Consider the following 21,708-nt stretch of genomic DNA (forward strand, 5'->3'; position numbering starts at 1 on the left):
TTTCTAAGATTCTGAGACTCTGAGACTCTAAGTAAAAAACTTAGCATCTTAGTCCCGATAGCTATCGGGATAGCATCTTAGTCACTTTTTTTTATTTTTGATTATTGTTTTTTTGAAATGTCTTTTTTTGACCGCCTTTGTTATTGTTGTTTTTATTGTTGTTCTGAATTTTCGGCTGAACACCAGAAGCTGTTTTATTAGACATGCGTTTGTTGGTACGCATTAAATCTGTTGTATTTAACAACTCTTCTGTACTATGCAATAAATTAATTTTTCCGCCTGATAATTCATATAAATGTTCGAAAATCACATCATCTTTCACGGTGTCTTTGTTCCAGCTTAAGAAAGATTTTTTCATGTGATTGGCGATAACCATTACCAATGCCGTTTTCATCTCGCCTTCGTCCCATTTATTGGCGACATCAATCATGTACTTGATGTTGTTACCATAAAATCTGTATTTTGGGAAGTTCTGCGGATATTGCAAAACATCTGGTTTTAACTCCAAAACTTCTCTTGATGGAATTGGATATGGCGATTCTACATTCAGTTTAAAATCTGACATAATAAAAAGCTGATCCCAAAGTTTGTGCTGGAAATCCGGCACATCACGCAAATGCGGATTCAAACTTCCCATAACCTGAATGATATATTTCGCCGATTTATTGCGCGTTTCATCATCTTCAATTGCGGTAGCCTGATCGATCAATTTTTGTAAATGACGACCATACTCTGGAATAATCAAACGCTGTCTTTCAGAATTGTATTCTAAATTATACACAACGTCGCTTGCGGCTTCTCTTTTATATTTTTCGATCATAAGTTTATAATGAAACTATACCTTCTATTGTAGAAACTTCTTTGTATTTACTAATCACATCGTCTGAGCTGTGCATCGTAACATCTACAGAAACACTGGTAAATTTACCTGTTTTAGATTTTGTTGTTTTTATAACCGCTCCCATTCGATCAAAAGCTTTTTCGACACGCTCCACATTATCTGCAACAGAAGGTACAATGAATTTGTATAAATATTCTGCTGGCCAAGTGTTTGCGTTATCAAGCTCTACTTTTAATCTTTCGTAAAATTCGGCGGTATTTTTTTCTTTATCGTTCTCCATTCGTAATTAAAAATAAACGCAAATATACGGTTTTGATTTTAGACTTTTGAGTTTAGATTTTAGATTTTTTTCGGGGCTAAAACTTTGTTTTAAAGGGACAAAATTACAAAGGCGCAAAGGTGCAGAGAAAAAAGCAATCGAAGATTATTTCTTTGTAAAATTTACTGTTATATTTGAGAAAACAATCTTCTGATATCTCTCGCAAAGTCGCAGAGGCGCAAAGTTTTTTTTACTTATTAGACTACTATAAAATTTCTTTGCGATTCTGCGACTTTGCGAGATTAAAAACACATTACAATGAAAAAACTTCTTTTACTTTTTATCGTTCTTATATCCAGCAATATTCAGGCACAAGAAGTCAAAACACTGACTTACTTCCAAAACGACACTTTAAAACTGGATTTAGATTTATATCTGCCAAAGAAAAAAGCTGGCGAGAAAATCCCTCTAATTATGTTTGCTTTTGGTGGAGGATTTTCTGGCGGAGAACGCACAAGTGAGAAAGACTTTGGAAAATTTATGGCTCAAAACGGTTATGCCGTTGCAAGTATTTCGTATAGTTTATACATGAAAGGAAAAGATTTTGGATGTAAAGGAACTTTGACTGAAAAAATAAAAGCAATTCAGATTGGCGTGAGCGATATGTGGCAAGCGACCTCTTTTTTAATTGAAAATGCTGATAAATATAATTTGGACACTTCAAAAATCTTTATCTCTGGAATTAGCGCAGGCGCTGAAATTGGTTTTCATGCTTCGTTTTGGGATTATAAACTGATGAATCTATACAAAAGTAATTTACCAGAAAACTTTAAATACAAAGGTTTTATAGGCGGTTCGGGCGCGATTCAGGATATTAATTTGATTACGAAAGATAAAGCGATTCCAATGTTATTGGCGCATGGAAGCAATGATGATACAGTTCCATATAGTGCGGGTTCACATCGTTCTTGTCCGACAAATGCTTCAGGATGGCTTATCCTTTTTGGTTCTTATGCAGTATACAATCAAATGAAAGATTTACATAAAGACATCGAACTGATTACTTTTTGCGGTGGCGGACATGAATTTTCCGGCTACCTTTTCCATGAAGGACAACAATATGTTTTGGATTTTGTAAATGATGTTTTGAAAGGAAAGAAATTTGAATCGCATGTAATTGTGCCTTCTAAAAATGGAAAAAGTTCTGGGAAGTATTTGTTTTGTGAGTAATCTTTAAATCAATTTAAATGAAGATTAATTATAAAAATTTTGAAATTGAAGTCTATGCCGATCCAGATTATATTGCAAACATATATGACATTTACACCGACAATAAGAGACAATACGAAATAATTTATTCTGAATTCGAAGTAGAACCAAGCGAAAATCCCGATTTTTTTTACACCAGTAATTATGCAATTATAGTTAAGGAATCTGAAAAAGAAATTTCTAGTGCAATAATTTGCGAGACTGACAGACAAACAATGCTAAATAAAAATTCTTTCATAATTGAAAATGATAAAATTTGGATTTGTGTTTGTAATAAAATTTATTGTTTAGAAATACCATCTTTAGAGTTGATATGGCAAAAAGACTTTGATGCTTTTTCTAATTTTTACTTACATAAATTAGAAGATGATTTTATCATTCACGGAGAATTAGAAATATTTAGAATCACTAAAGAAGGAGAAATTTTATGGCGTTTTGGAGGAAGAGATATTTGGGTAAGCATAGATGGGAAAGTCGAATGTAGTATAAAAGACAATAAAATAATTTTATTTGATTTTGAATCAAACGAATATGTTCTTGATTTTGAAGGAAAAGAATTAGAATTCAATCCCAGAATAATTGAAATCGAGACCAAAAAGAAATGGTGGCAAATATTTGGCTAAAGCCGAAATCTAAAAACCTTTTAAACCCGTTGGTTAAAACCAACGGCAATTCAAAATCATCATTAATTCCTGCAAGGTTTTCAAAACCTTGTAGGTATAAAATATAAGCCGAACCTACGGCTCTTTACATCTTAGACTTTTATTTGATGGACGAATTAAAATTCGTCCCTACAATATTGATCGAGCCTAAGGGCTCTTTTGCTAAAGTTCCGAAGGAACGATTTATTTTGTAGCACCCCCCGATAGCTATCGGGATTAATCCGTTGAATTTTATCGAACATTAACAGAAATTCCATCGGAACGAAACATATAAAATTGAATATCTAAATATACCTACAAGGTTTTGAAAACCTTGTAGGAGGGATCATCATAGAAATAATTCCAAAAACAAAACCATGTCTCTCTCCTAGCCCTGATTGAGGCGGTATCCTTTTATGGTCTCGTTTTTTTCTAACGAGACCATAAAAGATATAGCCGAAAGCAGGAACCCATACCTACTAAAAATGCCAAATCTTTCGCTTCAAGTAAAAATTCTTTTTAATTACGAATAAGTTTAGGTAAATTTGCCCTTTATTTTTAGAATAGTGCAAAAAGAAATTATAGTCTTACTTGGCGGTCCTGGTACTGGAAAATCAACACTTATTAACGAATTGGTAGCTCGTGGCTTTTGCTGCTATCCTGAAATTTCTAGACAGGTTACCATGAAAGCGCAACAGGAAGGCATTGAGCAACTGTTTCTGGAACAGCCTCTTTTGTTTAGCGAAATGCTTTTGGAAGGTCGTATCGAACAGTACAAAAATGCTCTTGAAGAACCAGATAACGTCGTTTTTATTGACCGAGGGATTCCTGATGTTGTAGCCTACATGGATTACATTGGAGACGAATATCCAGAACGTTTTACTAAGGCTTGTGAAGACTATAAATATTCTAAAACTTTTATTCTGCCGCCTTGGGAAGAAATTTATCAAAGTGATGCAGAGCGTTATGAAAATTTTGAACAAGCAGTTAAAATTCAGGAACATCTTATCGAGACCTATAAAAAATATGGGTACGAACTGATTGAAGTCCCAAAAGATACGGTTGAAAACAGAATTCTTTATATCTTAGACAAAATTTAGCAAAAAGGTTTTAAAGTTGCAAAACTAGGAACTGTTTTCTAAATTTTTAACTTTAAAACTTACGCAATGCTCGGAGCGCAGGATATTCTTCTAAAATACTGGAAACACGACAGTTTTAGACCGTTGCAAAAAGAAATTATCGATTCGGTTCTCGAAGGACAGGATACTTTTGCCGTACTTCCGACGGGAGGTGGAAAATCGATTTGTTTTCAGGTTCCCGCTATGATGCAGGAAGGTATCTGCCTCGTAATTTCTCCTCTTATTGCTTTAATGAAAGATCAGGTAATGAACCTGCAAAAAAGAGACATTAAAGCTATTGCTCTTACGGGCGGAATTCACACTGAAGAAATTATTGATCTTTTGGACAACTGCCAATACGGAAATTATAAATTTCTTTATTTATCTCCAGAACGTCTACAATCGGATTGGATTTTGGAGCGCATCAAAAATCTTCCTATCAATTTAATTGCTATTGATGAGGCGCATTGTGTTTCGCAATGGGGACATGATTTTAGACCAGCTTATCTTAAAATTTCTGAACTCAAAAAATTCTTTCCTAAAATTCCGTTTTTGGCTTTGACCGCTACGGCAACTCCGAGAGTTATTGAAGACATCAGAACACAATTGGAATTGAAAAACCCAAGACATTTTCAGCAGTCGTTTGAGCGAAAAAATATTGCTTATATGGTTTTTGAAGTAGAAGATAAATTGTACAGAACCGAGCAAATCCTTAAAAAGAATCCACAGCCTTCTATCATATATGTCCGAAATAGAAAGTCTTGTTTGAACATGTCTTCACAATTGCAGTCGTTAGGATTCACTTCGACGTATTATCATGGCGGACTTTCGGCAAAAGAAAAAGACAAAAACATGCAGTTATGGATGTCACAGCAAGCACAAGTGATTGTGGCAACGAATGCTTTTGGAATGGGAATTGACAAAGACAATGTTAAAACGGTTATTCATACACAGCTTCCGGAAAACTTAGAAAATTATTACCAGGAATCCGGTAGAGCGGGGCGAAATGGCGCAAAAGCTTTTTCGGTTTTGCTTTATAACAATTCAGACATGATCCAGACGGAACAACAGTTTATTAATGTTCTTCCAGACAAGAAGTTTCTTAAAACGATGTACATCAAACTCTGTACTTATTTCCAAATTGCTTACGGAGAGGGTTTAGATGAATCTTTTTCTTTTAAATTGAATCATTTTTGTAATAAATACGACTTCCCTACTTTAAAAACTTATAATGCACTGCAGTTTTTGAGTCAGCAGGGAATTATTACGATGTCTCAGGAATTCTCTGAAAAAATCAATATTCAATTTTTACTCGAATCTAAAGAGGTGATTCGATACATGAGTTTGAATCCGAATGATGAAGAAATTATGCTGGCCATTTTAAGAACCTATCCTGGCGTTTACGAAGTAAAATCAAATCTAAATCTGGGATTAATAGCTAAAAAATCCAATCATACCGAAGAACAAGTTACAGCACTTTTAGAAAAATTAAAGGAAAAGGAAATCATAGAATACAAATCTAAAAACAATGACGCTACTATTTTATTTAATGAAGTCCGCGAAGACGATCTTACCATAAATAGGGTTTCAAAATATTTAGAAAAACAAAATCAAGTTAAAAAAGAACAGCTTCATTCTGTTTTACATTATATAAAAGACACCAAAACCTGCAAAAACAGATTGGTTTTGAATTATTTTGGAGAAGAAACCAACGAAAACTGCGGTATTTGTTCATACTGCATTACCCAAAAAGGAAAAATTACAGAAGCAGATTCGATTGCTGATAAAATTTTATCACTTTTAAAAACAGCTTCTTTGACTTCGAGAGAAATTGAAACCCAAATCAAAATGGATACAAAAGACATTATTTCGGTTCTTCAAGAATTACTCGAAAACAATCATATCATTATACAAGCGAATAATAAATACACTTTAAAATCATAATGGAGAAATTGAGAATTATATTTATGGGAACGCCAGAATTTGCTGTCGGCATTTTGGATACCATTATTAAAAACAACTATGAAGTTGTCGGCGTGATCACTGCGGCAGACAAACCAGCAGGACGCGGACAAAAAATAAAATATTCAGCAGTAAAAGAATACGCCTTAGCAAACAACCTTACTTTATTACAGCCAACCAATTTAAAAGACGAGAATTTCTTAGCCGAATTAAAAGCTCTAAACGCTAATTTACAAATTGTAGTAGCGTTTAGAATGTTACCAAAAGTAGTTTGGGAAATGCCAAGTTTAGGCACTTTTAATCTTCATGCTTCTTTATTACCAAATTATCGTGGCGCGGCGCCAATTAACTGGGCCATTATAAATGGAGAAACCAAAACTGGGGTTACCACTTTCTTTATTGATGATAAAATCGATACTGGTGCGATGATTTTAAATTCTGAAATCGCAATTGAACCAGAAGAAACAGCCGGACAATTACATGATCGTTTGATGCATTTAGGAAGTACAACCGTTATTGACACCTTAAAAGTTATTGAAACAGGAAATGTAACGACCACGATTCAAGAAGATAACGACGATATAAAAACAGCTTACAAATTAAACAAAGAAAACTGCAAAATTGACTGGACAAAATCTGGAACAGAAATCAATAATCTGATTCGAGGCTTGAGCCCTTATCCTGCTTCTTGGTGTTTTTTAAAAGATCAAAATGAGGAACTTAACATCAAAATTTATGAAGCAAAACTGGTCTCAGAGTCCCATTCTTATGAGATTGGAAAATTAATTAGCAGTAAAAAAGAAATCAAGATTGCAATAAAAGAGGGTTTTATTCAGTTATTAAGTCTACAATTTCCAGGAAAAAGGAGAATGCTTGCCTCAGAAATATTAAATGGAGTGAGTTTTTCAGATGCTGCAAAAGTCTATTAACGTCAGTAAAACAGGGGTTTGTACTTGTTTTTCATCGATGAATAACATTCTTTATGAACAAAAAAAGCAAGTTATTAACAATTTTTGCTAAAATTAAAGAAAAGACTTGCACGCAACGGATTTCCTACTAAATTTGTGTATTAACAATTTTTTTTAACCAACAATTAATAACTAATTATTATGAACAAATCAGAATTAATCGATGCTATCGCTGCTGATGCAGGAATTACAAAAGCTGCGGCGAAATTAGCTTTAGAGTCTTTTTTAGGTAATGTAGGGACAACTTTGAAAAAAGGTGGAAGAGTTTCATTAGTAGGTTTCGGATCTTGGTCAGTTTCTTCTAGAGCTGCTAGAGATGGTAGAAACCCTCAAACAGGAAAAACAATCAAAATCGCAGCTAAAAATGTTGTAAAATTCAAAGCTGGTGCTGAATTAGAAGGTGCAGTGAACTAAGTAAGAAAGTTCTCTAAACTTACAATATAATTAAAACCTTCCTTATGGAAGGTTTTTTTATGCGGTTTAACGATTTTTTTTGTGATTTTAATTTTTTTATGATTAAATTTAATAAAAATTGTAACCGTATGATTTCAGAAAAATTAAAAAAAGGACACCTGCTTATTGCCGAGCCTTCAATAATTGGAGATTTATCTTTTAACAGATCGGTAATTTTATTAGCAGACCATAACAAAGAAGGATCAATAGGTTTTATAATTAACAAGCCATTAAAATATACTATTAGTGACTTAATACCAGAAATTGAGGCCAACTTTAAGATATATAACGGAGGTCCCGTAGAACAAGACAATCTTTATTTCATTCACAATATTCCTGAACTAATCCCAAACAGTGTTGAGATTTCGAACGGAATTTATTGGGGTGGCGATTTTGAGTCCACCAAAGACCTTATAAACAGCGGTGCTATCAGCAAAAATAACATTCGCTTTTTCTTAGGTTACACTGGCTGGGACGAAAATCAGCTTGAAAATGAAATGCAGGGAAACTCTTGGATCATTGCTGATAATAATTATAAAAATAAAATTATCGGAAAATCCACTACCCATTTTTGGAAAGAGCAGATTATAGAACTTGGAGGCGATTATCTTATTTGGTCTAATGCACCTGAAAATCCATATCTGAATTAATTTTCAGAAATGGATTCGTTTAGTTTCTGTACTAATAAATGAGCCAGATTCGCTTTAAACTCCTTTTTTCGATATTTAGTTATCGGCTGTATCCCTGTGATTACATTTGTGAGAAATAATTCGTCTGCTTTTTGAAGATCAAATGGCGAAATTATTTCTTCGGAAACTTCTATGCCTTCTATTTTCTTAGCCACAGCTAAAATTTGTTTACGCATTATTCCGTTTAAAGCTCCTTCTGAAACTGGTGGTGTGATCAATTTATTCCCCAAAACCATAAAAATATTTCCTTGAAGTGCTTCTACCACATTTTTACTGTCATTCAGTAAAATACAGTTAGCAAGACCATTTTCGTCTGCAAAAATACTTCCTGTTATATTAATCATCTTGTTAGTCGTTTTAAGAGACGATAACAATTGTTTTGTCACATAGAAGTCTTTATATAAATCTACTTCGTATTCGTTTGCATTTATGCTATATGCTTTATTTCCAAGAGAAATGGCATTTATTAAAAACGAAATATCATTCGTTTTAGGAAGATACAAACCCCCATCTTTTCTAAAAACAGTAATTCTGGCTCTTGCCGAAGAAGCAATGTTTAATTGATTAACCAAATTTAAAATCTGCTCTTCAAAATATTCCATTGTAAAATCCATAGGAATCATCATTCTAACCACACGCATGGAAGCCATCAATCTAAAATAATGATCTTCAAGAAACAAGATTTTTCCGTTGACAATTTTTACTGTTTCAAATATGCCGTCACCATACAAGAAAGCACGGTTTAGAGTTAATATATTATCTTCCTTTGCTATGTTTCCGTTAAAATTAATCATAAAAAAACCCTGAATTTTGTTCAGGGCAAATATAAGGTATAAAATAGACTTTTACTAAACAGAACCTATAAGATGTTTTAGGTCTGAAATCTGATTCTCCCACAATTGTTTAGCTTCTCCTAATTCTTCTTTTTCGGCAAAATCAACCACCATTAATGATACATCTTTAGTCAATTCATCAACTAAAATATGAAGTTCAAAAAAGTAATCAGTGTCTTTACTGCTTTCGTCAACCCATTTAAATTTTACTTTTTCGCCAGATTTTTTTGAAGCTAGACGTGCTTTTTCCTGTGAATCATTCCAAATAAATGTAAAAAACTCTCCTCTTGAATTAACATTGTCAGCAAACCATTCTTGTAAACCTGACGGGGTTGATATATATTGATACAATAATTGCGGCGAAGAATTGATCGGAAACTCTATTTCGTAACGTATTTTTGACTCCATGTGCTACTTTTAATTTTTTTGGAAATATAAGAATATATGTCCAAAAACAATGCGTTTTTAAAAATATTTTTTTTTCTTCATTTTATGCTTGCAAGCTTTAATATTATTTCTATCTTTGCACCCGCAATCAGGAATTCATGATAGCAGTCCAGGCGAGGTAGCTCAGTTGGTTAGAGCGCAGGATTCATAACCCTGAGGTCACGGGTTCAACTCCCGTCCTCGCTACTTGAAATAAAAAAACACCACTTTTGAAGTGGTGTTTTTTTCGTTTATAGCAATATGTAATACCACTAATAATCAGTTTGTTTTATAATTCAAAAGAGTTTTTTTACTCTCTTATTTCTAAACAACTCACTATCAACCTCAACATAGTTTATATTTCCAAAATACAGTTTTTATAATTACAAAACAGTTGTACAAAAGCCCAAAAGCTTTTCAACTCTCTATTTAGTAACCTTTAAACTATATTGATATGAATTTATTTAAACAACCTTTATTCATTGCATTAATTATAATGCTATTTTCTAATTCTATTGCTGCAAAAGTCAAAATCCCTTTTGGAGAAAGAGAAGTATTAAACAAAGTTTACGATCTGCCTAATACAGATGAGTTTAAACTGAAAGATGGCAATTTTATGGATTTAGCAACACTTCATAAAGAATTCAACATTGCTTATTTTCTTCCATTGTATATCATGGAAGAACCCAAAATAGTAGGTTATGATGAAAAAACAGAAGCCTTTTATGACATTCCGCAAAATGAGATAGATGAGATTATAGCCTCGCAAAAGCTAAAAAAAGAAAATCTTCTTCAATTGCCATTTTACACCAAATACGGTGGCAAATTAGTCGCAGGATTAATTATTGGATTATTGATCTGGGGTTCCATACCTTCAAAGAAAGACAAAGTTGAACCAAGAAATGTCTAACCTAATTCACAAATCATGAACTTTTACTATTTTCTTATTCCAGTTGTTTTAATTGTGGCAAGCTTAATACTTTCAAAAATTATGAAAAAGCGCCATCAATCTGCAAAATCTGAAATTGATTTTGATAAAGAAAGGGCAAATTATGCTTTATACAAAGACGAACTGTTAAGTAATGATTTTTCTTTTCTGAAAAAATGGATGAATGGCAAAACAATAAATGCTTTTACCTCTGCTTCTATTCCTCAAAGTACAGGAAATAAAATTAAAAACTTTATTGGTGATGGTTTAAAAAATGTCGCATTATCAACTGTAGGCGTAAGACTAAACAATATAGAAACGGATGCCTACTGGGTTTTAAGCGGCAATGATTTGCACTTTTTCACAACAGATACTGTTGGGGACTTAGAAGAACATTTGATTTTTGATACGTTTCGAATAGAAAGAGCTACGTTACAATATTCTGGACTATTAAAAACTCCAATAGGCTTTTACTCAAAACTTACGGAAGAATATCTGCCTAAAGTACATCTTATAACTTTTGATATTGATGGCCAGCAACTACCTTTAGAAATCCACGACAGATTAATATACCACGTAGATCCGACTGATATTTGGAGTGTAAAAAAGCAACTGCAAATCAGGACAAAACATTTAGTAGTTGGAGAAGGTTTCTTGGAAGAACTCAAATCTATATTTCCTAACTTAATTGCTTAACTTTTATGATTTTACTAAAATTATGGAGAGCTCTTTCTGGTTTGCGGTTAAACAATAAAGAACCTTTAAACGGACAACAACTTGATTACATATTAGTTAGTTCAATGTACGCCGGTCAACAATCAGCTTATTTAAACTCTTATGCTACAGGTTTAAGCAAAAGAGAAATAACAAAAATCCTGCAAGATTATTGGGGCATTTACAATATCGAAAATGCAAAAGAAACAATCGAAAACTTAATGGAGAAAAATAATGATCCTTATACTTCTGTTTTGTATGAAGCATTTGAAAATAAAGAAAACTATGTTGAAATTTTAAAATCAAAATTACCTGATGAAGAGACTATATTAGATTACTATGTTCAAATTTACAGAGCCATAAGTAATATAATTCCTGAAGTCACGGCTCAAGGCTTATTTGAAAATTATTCCATACTAAAAGAAACAAAAGATGCTGGATGGAATTACGGTCGAGCTTCTTTTATTGCAAGATGCTGTTTCGAAATGGGCTATTTATCAGATAATGAATTCAAATTGTATTTAGAAGCAAGTTACAAGGGTCTAAAAAACCATTGCAAAACATGGAAAGAATATACTTCTAGTTATATTTATGGCAGAGCTTTATGGGGCGGTTCACATAATGAAGGTATGATTTCTATTGCCAATAATTTATTGACCAATAATAAGAGCCCGCTAAAGGGCAAAAACTATATCTAAATTACTTAAAAATCTGATTTTCTATTAAAACAAATAACACTATTTTAAAAGTGGTGTTATTTTGTTTTGCAACGTGAAACATTTTACTACAAATATGTTATTCATGTGCGATGGCACTAAAATGATAAGTCGTCAAATTCCTTTATGATTCAAGATCATTATATTCTTTGCAAAAAGACTCAAATTAGAAAAATCTAAAAAACACTTAACAATAAATTTGCTTAGTATTTTACTGAAATCCGTAAAAAAACCCCTCAATTGAGGGGTTACTTTCGACCGGGTTAACAAGGTAATATATTTGCGGTTATTACAAATTATAGTTTAATTGAGAGAAGCTCTTTACCTAATTTATGTAAACCTTCCTCAATTTCTTTTGCTCTTTTTTCTGATATATATGTTTGTTTTTTAGATGTAGTATATTGTCTAAATAATGATGGATTAACTCCTATACTTTTTGCAAATACTGACTTATTGATAACTTCAAATATATTGAAAATTTCTGATATTTCCACATCATACTCAAATTCAAAACCTTTGACGTAAGCTTCATAAGTTTCTTTGTCGTGATCTTTTGCAGTCTCCAAATATAATTCTACTGCTTCTTTTAAGTTGTCTTTCATTTCATCGATAGTATCTCCATCAGATGCAATAACTCCTGGCACATTTTGTGTTGTACCCCAGAAGCTACCATCAGAAGATCTTTCAATCTTTACTTTGATTGCCATAACTCTTACCTTTCTTAGTGATTTTTCTCTTTACTTTTTTAATTTGCTTTTTGGTTGTTATAATAAAACACCCGACAAAATCGGGACTTACTCTACTTCAGTCCCGCTTGTCTCAAAATATTGCTTTCGGTTCCTTTCGGAATATCCTTTCTCGGATGAGGAAGAACAACAATACCTTCTTTCGTTGGGTGTCGAAACACATGATGGCTACCTTTTACTCGGTCGAGAATCCAACCATCATCTTCCAACAGCTTAAACAAATCCTTTGAACTCATAATAACCTGTTATTTGATTTATTAATAACAGCACAAATGTATAACATTTTCGCAATATAACAAATTTGTTATATATGTTTTTTTAAACTTTAACATTTTTTACCTTTGAAATAAAAAAGCGCCCCATCTCTGAACTGCTTTTTCGACTAAACAAAACCACTAAAATTACTTCTTTTTTCTATATTTTTTAATCTGTCGCTTTCTAAGTAATCATCAATTGTTTCTGTTGCAAAAAAGCTATTCTTACCAAGAACTGAGCTTTATTGTAATGTAAAAGAACTTAACATGTTACAGTTCTCATGTTAAAAAATTTCAAAAAAGTTAACACGTTATAAATCTCATGTTAATCATAAACACATTTTTAAGTCCAATATAATCCCAATACTTTTTTCAAAGTGGTGCTTTTTTATTTACAAATCTTGTAATTTGTACTAAATTTGCAACTTATAATTCAGCATAAAAAACATCAAACCCACTTTTTTCAATCTAAGTACTTTATTACCAAATGGATATAGTCAAATTTAAAATCACATCAAAAACGATAAAAGTAGAAGTACGTAATTCGAATAATTATGTTTTCAATTTTAATAATGTTTTAGACATTAAAAAAGAAGACAAAGATGTTTTATTAAAATTGTACAATGCCCTGGATATACTTTTTAAGAAAGAAACTCCAACAGAAACAAAAAATTATATTTCGCCTAATCAAACCAATATCTTGGATCAGATTTCTGATATTGATAAACTTGATCAGGAGAACAAATAACAGATTTTCTTTATTTAATTTACTAATCATTAATTTGATTTAAAAATATTCAAAACCCTCAAACAAAAAGTTTGAGGGTTTTCTTTTATACTCTGTTTTTCAAAATAAAGTATTACTTTTAATCTGTATCCTTAAAAAAAGTATTTTCTGTATCTGTACCCAAATCTAGAATCGCAATAATTTTGCTAAAAAAAGATATGGAGTCTACAGCATCAACACAGGAAAAAACAAAATTTAGAGAGGTTTATATATTTGACATGGAGGAGCTACAAAACATCTTTAGTCAAAATAGTAGTGAAAAAACTGAAGATAAAATGCTTTTTGGCATTCCCTTTCTTCTCAGTAAAAATAACAATAAGATTAATGCTTTTGCCAGTTTGATTTTGGATCAGAACAATGAAATCAAATTTGAAATTTATGATGACGGAAGTCTCAATGATCAAGAAAAAGAAGTTTTTAATGAATACATTATAAATTTTCTAAAGAAAAAAAGAAGTGCCAATTTCAATAATGTCACACAATTAAAACAAAGTACAGAACATCTTGTTCATTGCCTTAGTTTTTGAAAGTTTAACAAATAACAAAAATGAAGAACAATCAAACATTATATTTAAAAATTGCCAAAATTATCGAGGATCAGATTCACAATGAAACTTTGGTACTTGGCGACAAACTGCCTTCTGTTCGAAGTGCACAGAAACTTTATAATGTTAGTTTAAATACCATCAAGCAGGCTTATTTGGAACTGGAGAGTCGTTCACTTATAGAATCACGCCCAAAAATGGGTTATTATGTGAGTAAAAGTGCGATACGTACCACGGCGCTTCCCAGCATTGCGAGCATAAATAATCACGAAACTAAAAATACTCCTGAGGAACTTATCGATAAAGTTTTCAGCACCCTTAACAAAACAGATGTGACACAGTTTGCACTTGGATTACCCGGAAAAAATTTCCTTCCAATTGCTAAACTTAATAAAGGGATTATCAATGCTGTTCGCAACAGAGACGATGCCGGAACTGCCTACGAACCGGTTCAGGGATCTGAAAGTCTTCGGCGTGCCATTGCAAAATGGGCGCTTGTTATGGAAGGGAAAATTACAGAAGATGATCTTATCATTACCTCTGGTGCCATGCATGCTATGTACAATGCGTTAATGGCTGTAACTTCTCCCGGAGATAGTGTTGCTGTAGAAAGTCCTGCCTATTTTGGAATACTTCAAGCAATTAAAGCTTTAGGTTTAAAAGCAGTTGAAATTCCAACGCATCCTTTATATGGACTGGATCTTGAGGCTTTAAAAAAAGTACTTCCCGAAATTAAGGCTTGTTGTTTTATTACTAATTTCAATAATCCGATGGGTTTTCAAATGCCTGACGAGAATAAACGGGAATTGGTTAAATTGATAACACAATACAATGTTCCGTTGATTGAAGATGATCTTTACGGAAATTTATATTTTGGTTCAGAGCGTCCAAAACCTTGTAAATTCTACGACGAAGCTGGATTGGTTTTATGGATTGGGTCTGTTTCTAAAACTCTTGCGCCCGGATATCGTGTCGGATGGATTGCTCCGGGAAAATTTAAAGATAAAATTATACGCCAGAAACTGGTGCAAACCGTTTGTAATTCTTCTTTGTTTTCGGATGTTATTAGCGACTTTCTGGAACACGGACGTTACGATCATCATCTTAGAACTTTTAGAAATAAACTTTACACCAATTACCTCCAAATTAATCGTGCTGTAGAAACTTATTTTCCTGACAATACTAAAATTGCGCAACCAAAAGGCGGTTTTATGCTTTGGCTCGAACTCGATAAAAGAATCTCAACAACAGAATTATATACCACTGCCCTATCTCAAAAAATCAATTTTGCGCCCGGAAGAATCTTTTCGCAATACAATCAATACAATAATTGCATGAGACTTACTTATGCTCTGGAATGGAATGAACGCGTGGAATCTGATTTGGAAAAATTAGGCAGAATAATAAAGAATAGCATTTAACATTATGAAAAATAACGTTCAAATAGAAACTTATACTCCCAAATACAAAGAAAGTTTCAAGGATTTAAATATCGAATGGATTTCGAATTATTTTGAAGTTGAACCCAATGACATCAAAGCGCTCGATCATGCCGAAGATTATATTATTGAAAAAGGAGGCGAAATTTTTTCAGCTGTTTTAAACGATGAAGTCTTGGGAGTTTGTGCTTTAATCAAAAGCAATACTAAAGATTACGATTACGAATTGGCAAAAATGGCCGTAAGTCCAAAAGCACAAGGAAAAGGAGTTGGATTATTACTCGCGAAAGAAGCTATAAAATGGGCTTCTGAAAAAGGTGCTTCCAAAATTTATCTGGAAAGCAATACCAAACTTCAGCCTGCAATTAAATTATACGAAAAACTAGGTTTTAAAGAAATTAAAGGCATTTCATCAAGTTACAACAGAGTGGATATTCAGATGATGCTTGTTCTTAATTCTTAGATTAAATTGTACTGGACTATTTCATTAAAAGCAAAAGTGGACTATTAAAAACGTACTTTAGAAAAATACATTTGTAATCAATTTTTAGAAACAATGAATATCCATATTATACAACACGAAACATACGAAGCTCCCGGCGCTTATCTCAATTGGGCAACAGAACGAAATTATAATCTGTCTTTTTCTAAAGTATATGAAAATGATAAACTGCCAGCCAACATCGATTTTATAGACTTGCTGATTGTGATGGGTGGCCCGCAAAGTCCAAATACCACTCTTGATGAATGCCCTCATTTTGATGCATTAGGAGAAATTGCTTTAATACAAAAATGTATTACCGCTAAAAAAGCTGTTGTTGGAGTTTGTTTGGGTTCTCAGCTAATTGGCGAAGCTTTTGGTGCAAAATTCAACCATAGTCCAGAAAAAGAAATTGGAGTATTTTCTATTACATTAACTGAAGATGGAATAAAAGACGAAAAAGTAAATCATTTTGGTTCAGTTCTAAATGTGGGACATTGGCATAACGATATGCCAGGTTTAACAAAAGAAAGTAAGGTTCTGGCTGTAAGCGAAGGCTGTCCTGTTCAGATTGTTTCGTATTCGAATCTTGTTTATGGTTTTCAGTGTCATATGGAATTGACAACAGAAGTAGTTGGTCTTTTAATTGAAAGTGAAACTGATTTATTAGCTAAAAGCAAGCAATATCAATTTGTTCAAAATCCTGAAACGATTTTAGCTTATAATTACAGTGAAATGAATGAAAAACTTTTTCAATTTCTGGATAAACTTGTAGAAGCTTACAAAAACCAGAATTCACTTTAATTAAAACTATCATTTACTGAAATTTTTAGGGACGATAGAAGTTTCAGTTCAAAATAAATTTAAAAAAGCCACAAAATCAATTTGCTTAATTTGTGGCTTTTCTATTTTTTTTAATCAAATCGGTGTTTGTATTTCTTGAATAAGGTATTCATAACCAAAAGCACTACTCCTACTCCCAATAAAACTAATGCCCTGATTAAGAAATCAGAATTCGAAAGATCAAAAAACATTAATCGTATGACGCAGACTCCAACCAAAGAAAGAGAAACGTAGCGGAAATACTTTTCTTTCAGCATAATTCCAAGAATTAACAATCCTAAAGATTCTAAAATCCAGAAGAACGTTAAAATTCCTTTGTCGAATGTGAGATATAAAAACAATCCAATACTAAAAGTTGCCGGATAAATAATAATACTGTTTTTGAATGGAAACTCTTCGATGAATTTGTAAACAATAAAAACATACAATGCCAAAAGCGCAAATATAATGAGATAAACAAACTCGAATTTGGATTCAAAATAGTTGAAACTAACAAAGGCCAAATGAAAATTAGCCAATAAATAATAAACAATACTAATTTCTTTTTTACTGCCAATCTTTTTGTAATAAAGCCAAGCATTTACAATCGCTGTTGCTGCCCAAAATACTGGAAGCCATTTGTGTTCCAATTGCGAGAACATAATAATCGAAAGCCAAACGTTTATCACAATTTGATAGTCAAGCTGTAAAGATTTGATAAATTCTTTTTTGTGGATCAGGAAAGTTAATGCGATCAACAATGCAACTGCCGAAATTTGCAGCATCCAGTCCAACAAAGTGAAAGCGTTAAGGGTTTTAATGTTATAAAAGACAGATGTTAAAATAGCTAAAACTCCTATAACCAAAACCGATTCTGATGCCAAAACTATTTTTCTGTAAAGAATTAAACTAAAATTAACTATTGCCAAAATCATAAATAACAAAGGCAGATAAACGATTTCTACCTGAATAAACAATAAAGCAATTACCCATAAATTTTGAATGATAGGCAAAACTGCAATAAACATTTTTCCTTCTTCTCTCGGACTTTTAGTTTGCAGATAGACATAAACAACAGACAATAAAACACTGACTGTTTCTACAACATAAAGAACGATTTGATTGGTTGCATTCAACTCAAAAGCACTTAAATAAATACTCAGCATCACAGTGCCAATTAAAAGTACAAAAGAATAAATATTGAAGCGATTGATGCTTTCGATTTTTTGAAAAATCCAAAAAGTAATTAATGCTAAAACTCCTAAATAAACAGGAATGTAGTTCATCTCGACACAAGAAAAACCAAACACCAAAGCATTAAAAAGAATAAAATCAGAATTTAGGACGTTGAAATTTTTCCAGCCTGAAATAATTTCGTTTGATTTATTTCTGATTTTTTCTCCAAAGAAAATATAAACTTCAATTAAAGAAATCCCAACGGCAATTAATCCGATTTCAGTATTATTTAAGAATCTCGTATTATGTAAAAACAACAAACTTCCAAATACCGAAAAAGCAAGACAAAAACCATATAATAAGATTTGGTTTCCTACAGAAAGTCGTTTCTGCTTAAACTGAATCCATAAAAATTCATGATTCAATAAAGCGATTGCTAACAATCCAAAAATCTGAATAATATTATCCGATGTTAAATATTTGTACTCAATCGAAAGAAGTAAAGCATTTACCCCAATAATTCCGATTGTTTTGACAATTGAATCGTCTTTGTAAAAAGATTTCACAAACCAGTTAAGCGTTATTACAACGATAATTCCTAAAGCAAAAAGAAGATCTAAATTTGATTTTGGCTCTACCAGAATCAAAGTTAATCCCACACCAATAGCAATTAATAAAAACACAAATCGGCCAAGATCAAAAGTATTTGTTTCGAATTTAAATCGTAAAGAACACCACAGTAAAGCAATAAACACAATTGGATAGTAGAATGAAATTTCGATAGTATGATACCAGCTTATAAAAAACAATATGGAGGCCACAACAGAGAAAATTCCGTTTAAACTCAAGTTTTGTTTTGAAATAAAAGCATCAACCTCCAAAAATTCTTTTTTTACTGAGCAAAAAACTGGAACCATTAATGATGTAATTACAAGTACTATCAGCGCAGCAAAAGTGTTTGTTATATAGGTTTGAACAAAAAACGGATTAATATGCGAAATAAAAAAGATGAAAATAAACACACAAAAAATATGATTGATCACTAAAAATATTTTATGTAGTAATGTTTCTTTGTTTTTATAAACGATGAATAGACAAGTGACAATTAAAAAGTACAGACCACAAATAATAATATCGTAACCAATTTTCCAATCGTTAAGCATAATCATACTTAGAGAAAAAAGGATAAAAGAGACCATTCCGTCTAAATGATACAGCCAAAAAATCTTTTTCTTTCTGGCAAAAAGTGTCGCAAAAAGGCAAAGTATCCCCGCCACTAGCAAAACAAAAATCTTGATTTTACTGCCTGTAGAATGTAATATTAAACCTGCCGCAAATAAAACCCAATTGGTTAAATGTGTAATAAAAGCAATTCTATCAAAGCGAGTATCGGCATAAATACTTCTGTACTGCATGTACATACAGCTTACTGAAACCAAAATAATTCCTATTATCGCAAAAAGATTTTCTGTTGAAGTCAAAGCATTTGCGCCCTGCGTAAACCAAATATCAAATATGATAAAGCCTGAAATAACAATTAATAAATGATATTCCCATTTTTCTTTATAAGACAAGATAATTCCCGCTGTTGCAGTTAACGAAGCCAATAAAAATGTAATTAAGAGTTTCTCCGGAATTACACATAAAATTAAGATACTTAAAATCACATGAAGAGATAAAAAGGTCTGCTGTTTTATAATATAGCCGACATACAAATTGAGCGCAATCCCGAATCCGATTAGCGAATAAGCAATTGGGATATTAGTTATAAAAGTCAATGCTGGAATTTGCGAAGCACCAAAACAGCCAAACAAAAACAAACTCGCTCCCGCACTGCGTAACCAAAGTCCTGTTTTAAACCATTTTTCTTTTTTCTCCAGAAAATAGTATGATCCAACCAAAATTCCCGCATACAACCAAAGAATTAAAATTCTAAACATTGGCGACACTTTCAAAGCCGTGTAAATGCTTAAATAGCCAATTCCTAAAACCATAATTGCCGTTCCAAGAATTCCCGTCCAGTTTTCGACAAACTGCTGTTCCAGCTTTTTCATGAAAAGGGAAAAAGCACTTTCTACATAAACTTCTTCTTCACGAACCTGCGTTTCTGGCTTGGATTCTAAAGCACTAAACGAAGGAGTTTCTAAAACTTCTTCTAATTCTGGAGTTTCTTTTTGCGCTGAAATTTCAGTTTTGTCTAATACAGGAATTGAGGCAGATTCAAAACTTACCACTGGCTCAATGGATTCTTCAATAACCTCTTTTTCATTTTGAACTTCCTCGCTAACCACAAATGAATCTGTAACAACGGGCGAGAAAACTTCTTCTACAGGTTCCAGAATAATTTCTCGTTCCTCAATTACAGGTTTTGGATTTTCAGGAATAAAATCAGATTGTGAGAGTTGCCTTTTGATTTCGGCTAACTCATTTTTTAAAGTATTAAAATCGTCTCTGTTTTTTCTGTAAAGTGAATCCAGATGATCGTTTTCTTCTTTTAAGCTATTAAACTTATTAAACAAGACGACAATGCACACGATTAAGGCAAAAAGAATAAAATTCTCCATAGTTTAGGTTTTGGTTGGGGCTAATGTAGGAATTATTGGTTTAATTTAGTTTTCAAATAAAAAAGATTTCGTAATTGAAATCACTTTCTCCAAAAAACAAAAGCTTTTAAAATTTTTCACAACTAAAAAACATTCAAGAAACTGTAACATTTTTCAATAACAGCGTCAAAATATAGAATTAAATTACGGTTCTTTGTAACTTATTACATTCATAATACTAAACTGATAATTTTTGAATGCAATAATATTGAAACCAATGAGTTTAGATTAGTTAAAAACTAGTCGCGATATTTTCGTTATGGACAATAAAAAGTTTATTTTAAGTTTGAAAAAAGGGAATGAGGAAGCCTTCAAAAAGGTTTACTTCGACTACTATGATAAACTGATAAACATTGCCAGACGATTTAATCTTACGGTTCTTACGCCAGATGACTTTGTTCAGGAAAGTCTTTTAAGATTATATAATAAAAGAGATTTACTTAACGAAGATGTTTTGTTTGACAAGCAATTATATACCATCTGTAAAAACATTATTATCAATCATGTGAACAGAGAAAACAAAATTGTACAGCTTGATCCTTTTCAAGTTGACATCTTAGATGAAGAACAAGATTCAGGAATTTTTGAAGAAAGAAAAGAAAAACTGCAAAACTTCATAGATCAGCTTCCTGAACAGCAGCAAAAAATATTCACTTTACACAAACTGGAAAACCTTAGCTATAAGGAGATTGCAGAAATGACGGATCTTTCTGAGAAGACCATAGCCAATCATATTTATCTCGCCAGTAAATTTATTCGAAAAAAAATCGAAAACCATTAGGAACTTTTTTGTTCTCGTTTGTTATCTATAAAAACAAGAACAAAAAATGCACATTGAAGCTTATAAAACCAATGTTAGAACTAAAAAAGACGCGAGTTTAATTGTCGCTCTTTTACAGTTTGTTATTTCTGATTGTATCATAAATTTTGATTTCACAAAAAGAGAAAGAATTCTTAGAATCGAAACCAACCGAGAAATCAAAGAAATGGTTTATGGTGTTTTCACCAAACAAGGATTTTATTGTAAAAAGCTTTAAC

Annotated in this window: 24 protein-coding genes and 1 tRNA gene; 18 read left to right on the plus strand and 7 right to left on the minus strand. The window is 32.2% G+C overall.

Going from position 1 to position 21,708, the window contains the following annotated elements; translation table 11 throughout:
* Positions 1-91: 91 nt before the first annotated feature.
* Both P2W65_RS00695 and P2W65_RS00700 read right to left on the minus strand, forming a co-directional pair.
* Positions 92-820 carry a DUF4290 domain-containing protein gene (locus tag P2W65_RS00695; protein WP_289662797.1) on the minus strand — a complete coding sequence of 243 codons (729 nt, stop codon included), beginning with the start codon at positions 818-820 and terminating at the stop codon, positions 92-94.
* Positions 821-824: 4 nt separating this feature from the next.
* Complete coding sequence (locus tag P2W65_RS00700; protein WP_066033683.1) at positions 825-1,121, minus strand: DUF493 family protein; 297 nt, start codon at positions 1,119-1,121, stop codon at positions 825-827.
* Positions 1,122-1,418: 297 nt separating this feature from the next.
* Between P2W65_RS00700 and P2W65_RS00705 the strand changes: the two genes are divergently transcribed.
* The 7 genes from P2W65_RS00705 to P2W65_RS00735 all read left to right on the plus strand — a co-directional run bounded on the left by P2W65_RS00705 (position 1,419) and on the right by P2W65_RS00735 (position 8,161).
* A complete protein-coding gene (locus P2W65_RS00705; RefSeq protein WP_289662800.1) occupies positions 1,419-2,330 on the plus strand; it encodes an alpha/beta hydrolase family protein in 912 nt (303 codons plus the stop codon).
* Positions 2,331-2,347: 17 nt separating this feature from the next.
* A complete protein-coding gene (locus P2W65_RS00710) occupies positions 2,348-2,992 on the plus strand; it encodes a hypothetical protein (protein ID WP_289662802.1) in 645 nt (214 codons plus the stop codon).
* Between the two features lie 584 nt (positions 2,993-3,576).
* Positions 3,577-4,110, plus strand: a complete 534-nt coding sequence (locus P2W65_RS00715; RefSeq protein WP_179008195.1) for an AAA family ATPase — start codon at positions 3,577-3,579, stop codon at positions 4,108-4,110.
* Between the two features lie 66 nt (positions 4,111-4,176).
* Positions 4,177-6,072, plus strand: a complete 1,896-nt coding sequence (locus tag P2W65_RS00720) for a RecQ family ATP-dependent DNA helicase (protein WP_289662803.1) — start codon at positions 4,177-4,179, stop codon at positions 6,070-6,072.
* Positions 6,072-7,019 carry a methionyl-tRNA formyltransferase gene (gene fmt, locus P2W65_RS00725; RefSeq protein ID WP_289662804.1) on the plus strand — a complete coding sequence of 316 codons (948 nt, stop codon included), beginning with the start codon at positions 6,072-6,074 and terminating at the stop codon, positions 7,017-7,019. The genes P2W65_RS00720 and fmt overlap by 1 nt, the downstream gene beginning before the upstream one ends.
* Before the next feature lie 180 nt (positions 7,020-7,199).
* Positions 7,200-7,472 carry an HU family DNA-binding protein gene (locus P2W65_RS00730; protein WP_008464760.1) on the plus strand — a complete coding sequence of 91 codons (273 nt, stop codon included), beginning with the start codon at positions 7,200-7,202 and terminating at the stop codon, positions 7,470-7,472.
* A gap of 128 nt (positions 7,473-7,600) precedes the next feature.
* Positions 7,601-8,161, plus strand: coding sequence for a YqgE/AlgH family protein (locus P2W65_RS00735; RefSeq protein ID WP_179008189.1), 561 nt, complete (start codon positions 7,601-7,603; stop codon positions 8,159-8,161).
* Here P2W65_RS00735 and P2W65_RS00740 read toward each other — a convergent pair.
* Together P2W65_RS00740 and P2W65_RS00745 are read right to left on the minus strand one after the other, a co-directional pair.
* On the minus strand, positions 8,158-8,994 hold the full coding sequence (locus P2W65_RS00740; protein WP_289662807.1) for an aminotransferase class IV: 837 nt from the start codon (positions 8,992-8,994) through the stop codon (positions 8,158-8,160). The two genes, P2W65_RS00735 and P2W65_RS00740, sit on opposite strands and share 4 nt — an antisense overlap.
* Before the next feature lie 54 nt (positions 8,995-9,048).
* The gene (locus P2W65_RS00745) at positions 9,049-9,441 is read right to left on the minus strand and encodes an START-like domain-containing protein (protein ID WP_091497265.1); all 393 of its coding nucleotides are present in this window, start codon (positions 9,439-9,441) and stop codon (positions 9,049-9,051) included.
* 151 nt (positions 9,442-9,592) lie between these two features.
* Between P2W65_RS00745 and P2W65_RS00750 the strand changes: the two genes are divergently transcribed.
* From P2W65_RS00750 to P2W65_RS00765, 4 genes are all read left to right on the plus strand, one after another.
* Positions 9,593-9,666: transfer RNA gene (locus P2W65_RS00750), tRNA-Met, on the plus strand.
* Positions 9,667-9,913: 247 nt separating this feature from the next.
* Entirely contained in the window at positions 9,914-10,369 is a 456-nt protein-coding gene (locus P2W65_RS00755) for a hypothetical protein (protein ID WP_289662808.1), read from the plus strand.
* Between the two features lie 81 nt (positions 10,370-10,450).
* A complete protein-coding gene (locus tag P2W65_RS00760) occupies positions 10,451-11,083 on the plus strand; it encodes a hypothetical protein (RefSeq protein ID WP_289662809.1) in 633 nt (210 codons plus the stop codon).
* Between the two features lie 5 nt (positions 11,084-11,088).
* Positions 11,089-11,799, plus strand: a complete 711-nt coding sequence (locus P2W65_RS00765) for a DUF1266 domain-containing protein (protein WP_289662810.1) — start codon at positions 11,089-11,091, stop codon at positions 11,797-11,799.
* A gap of 314 nt (positions 11,800-12,113) precedes the next feature.
* On the opposite strand, the gene P2W65_RS00770 is transcribed toward P2W65_RS00765, so the two are convergent.
* Both P2W65_RS00770 and P2W65_RS00775 read right to left on the minus strand, forming a co-directional pair.
* Entirely contained in the window at positions 12,114-12,524 is a 411-nt protein-coding gene (locus P2W65_RS00770) for a type II toxin-antitoxin system HicB family antitoxin (protein WP_289662812.1), read from the minus strand.
* 92 nt (positions 12,525-12,616) lie between these two features.
* Positions 12,617-12,799, minus strand: coding sequence for a type II toxin-antitoxin system HicA family toxin (locus P2W65_RS00775; RefSeq protein WP_289662814.1), 183 nt, complete (start codon positions 12,797-12,799; stop codon positions 12,617-12,619).
* A 505-nt stretch (positions 12,800-13,304) separates the two neighbouring features.
* Here P2W65_RS00775 and P2W65_RS00780 point away from each other — a divergent pair.
* The 5 genes from P2W65_RS00780 to P2W65_RS00800 all read left to right on the plus strand — a co-directional run bounded on the left by P2W65_RS00780 (position 13,305) and on the right by P2W65_RS00800 (position 16,873).
* The gene (locus tag P2W65_RS00780; protein WP_179008093.1) at positions 13,305-13,565 is read left to right on the plus strand and encodes a hypothetical protein; all 261 of its coding nucleotides are present in this window, start codon (positions 13,305-13,307) and stop codon (positions 13,563-13,565) included.
* 182 nt (positions 13,566-13,747) lie between these two features.
* Complete coding sequence (locus P2W65_RS00785; RefSeq protein WP_289662816.1) at positions 13,748-14,131, plus strand: hypothetical protein; 384 nt, start codon at positions 13,748-13,750, stop codon at positions 14,129-14,131.
* Positions 14,132-14,151: 20 nt separating this feature from the next.
* Positions 14,152-15,570 (plus strand): aminotransferase-like domain-containing protein, encoded by a 1,419-nt coding sequence (locus P2W65_RS00790; protein WP_289662817.1) that lies wholly within the window; start codon positions 14,152-14,154, stop codon positions 15,568-15,570.
* Positions 15,571-15,574: 4 nt separating this feature from the next.
* Complete coding sequence (locus P2W65_RS00795) at positions 15,575-16,051, plus strand: GNAT family N-acetyltransferase (RefSeq protein ID WP_289662818.1); 477 nt, start codon at positions 15,575-15,577, stop codon at positions 16,049-16,051.
* A gap of 93 nt (positions 16,052-16,144) precedes the next feature.
* Positions 16,145-16,873 carry a type 1 glutamine amidotransferase gene (locus P2W65_RS00800; protein WP_289662819.1) on the plus strand — a complete coding sequence of 243 codons (729 nt, stop codon included), beginning with the start codon at positions 16,145-16,147 and terminating at the stop codon, positions 16,871-16,873.
* Positions 16,874-16,983: 110 nt separating this feature from the next.
* On the opposite strand, the gene P2W65_RS00805 is transcribed toward P2W65_RS00800, so the two are convergent.
* Positions 16,984-20,631 (minus strand): DUF2339 domain-containing protein, encoded by a 3,648-nt coding sequence (locus tag P2W65_RS00805; protein WP_289662821.1) that lies wholly within the window; start codon positions 20,629-20,631, stop codon positions 16,984-16,986.
* A gap of 298 nt (positions 20,632-20,929) precedes the next feature.
* On the opposite strand from P2W65_RS00805, the gene P2W65_RS00810 reads away from it, so the two are divergent.
* Together P2W65_RS00810 and P2W65_RS00815 are read left to right on the plus strand one after the other, a co-directional pair.
* On the plus strand, positions 20,930-21,451 hold the full coding sequence (locus P2W65_RS00810; protein ID WP_289662823.1) for an RNA polymerase sigma factor: 522 nt from the start codon (positions 20,930-20,932) through the stop codon (positions 21,449-21,451).
* 46 nt (positions 21,452-21,497) lie between these two features.
* The gene (locus P2W65_RS00815) at positions 21,498-21,707 is read left to right on the plus strand and encodes a hypothetical protein (RefSeq protein ID WP_179008074.1); all 210 of its coding nucleotides are present in this window, start codon (positions 21,498-21,500) and stop codon (positions 21,705-21,707) included.
* Position 21,708 lies beyond the last annotated feature (1 nt).

It is taken from the genome of Flavobacterium panacagri, assembly GCF_030378165.1.
In the GTDB taxonomy this organism is placed as follows: domain Bacteria; phylum Bacteroidota; class Bacteroidia; order Flavobacteriales; family Flavobacteriaceae; genus Flavobacterium; species Flavobacterium panacagri.

What these genes read in the sequence shown, in the direction of transcription:
- P2W65_RS00775 (WP_289662814.1), bottom strand. Translation starts at nt 12,799, where the DNA reads ATGAGTTCAAAGGATTTGTTTAAGCTGTTGGAAGATGATGGTTGGATT.
- P2W65_RS00730 (WP_008464760.1), top strand. Translation starts at nt 7,200, where the DNA reads ATGAACAAATCAGAATTAATCGATGCTATCGCTGCTGATGCAGGAATT.
- P2W65_RS00780 (WP_179008093.1), top strand. Translation starts at nt 13,305, where the DNA reads ATGGATATAGTCAAATTTAAAATCACATCAAAAACGATAAAAGTAGAA.
- P2W65_RS00735 (WP_179008189.1), top strand. Translation starts at nt 7,601, where the DNA reads ATGATTTCAGAAAAATTAAAAAAAGGACACCTGCTTATTGCCGAGCCT.
- P2W65_RS00760 (WP_289662809.1), top strand. Translation starts at nt 10,451, where the DNA reads ATGAAAAAGCGCCATCAATCTGCAAAATCTGAAATTGATTTTGATAAA.
- P2W65_RS00755 (WP_289662808.1), top strand. Translation starts at nt 9,914, where the DNA reads ATGAATTTATTTAAACAACCTTTATTCATTGCATTAATTATAATGCTA.
- P2W65_RS00815 (WP_179008074.1), top strand. Translation starts at nt 21,498, where the DNA reads ATGCACATTGAAGCTTATAAAACCAATGTTAGAACTAAAAAAGACGCG.
- fmt (WP_289662804.1), top strand. Translation starts at nt 6,072, where the DNA reads ATGGAGAAATTGAGAATTATATTTATGGGAACGCCAGAATTTGCTGTC.
- P2W65_RS00710 (WP_289662802.1), top strand. Translation starts at nt 2,348, where the DNA reads ATGAAGATTAATTATAAAAATTTTGAAATTGAAGTCTATGCCGATCCA.
- P2W65_RS00700 (WP_066033683.1), bottom strand. Translation starts at nt 1,121, where the DNA reads ATGGAGAACGATAAAGAAAAAAATACCGCCGAATTTTACGAAAGATTA.
- P2W65_RS00770 (WP_289662812.1), bottom strand. Translation starts at nt 12,524, where the DNA reads ATGGCAATCAAAGTAAAGATTGAAAGATCTTCTGATGGTAGCTTCTGG.
- P2W65_RS00800 (WP_289662819.1), top strand. Translation starts at nt 16,145, where the DNA reads ATGAATATCCATATTATACAACACGAAACATACGAAGCTCCCGGCGCT.
- P2W65_RS00740 (WP_289662807.1), bottom strand. Translation starts at nt 8,994, where the DNA reads ATGATTAATTTTAACGGAAACATAGCAAAGGAAGATAATATATTAACT.
- P2W65_RS00805 (WP_289662821.1), bottom strand. Translation starts at nt 20,631, where the DNA reads ATGGAGAATTTTATTCTTTTTGCCTTAATCGTGTGCATTGTCGTCTTG.
- P2W65_RS00745 (WP_091497265.1), bottom strand. Translation starts at nt 9,441, where the DNA reads ATGGAGTCAAAAATACGTTACGAAATAGAGTTTCCGATCAATTCTTCG.
- P2W65_RS00695 (WP_289662797.1), bottom strand. Translation starts at nt 820, where the DNA reads ATGATCGAAAAATATAAAAGAGAAGCCGCAAGCGACGTTGTGTATAAT.
- P2W65_RS00810 (WP_289662823.1), top strand. Translation starts at nt 20,930, where the DNA reads ATGGACAATAAAAAGTTTATTTTAAGTTTGAAAAAAGGGAATGAGGAA.
- P2W65_RS00705 (WP_289662800.1), top strand. Translation starts at nt 1,419, where the DNA reads ATGAAAAAACTTCTTTTACTTTTTATCGTTCTTATATCCAGCAATATT.
- P2W65_RS00720 (WP_289662803.1), top strand. Translation starts at nt 4,177, where the DNA reads ATGCTCGGAGCGCAGGATATTCTTCTAAAATACTGGAAACACGACAGT.
- P2W65_RS00765 (WP_289662810.1), top strand. Translation starts at nt 11,089, where the DNA reads ATGATTTTACTAAAATTATGGAGAGCTCTTTCTGGTTTGCGGTTAAAC.
- P2W65_RS00790 (WP_289662817.1), top strand. Translation starts at nt 14,152, where the DNA reads ATGAAGAACAATCAAACATTATATTTAAAAATTGCCAAAATTATCGAG.
- P2W65_RS00795 (WP_289662818.1), top strand. Translation starts at nt 15,575, where the DNA reads ATGAAAAATAACGTTCAAATAGAAACTTATACTCCCAAATACAAAGAA.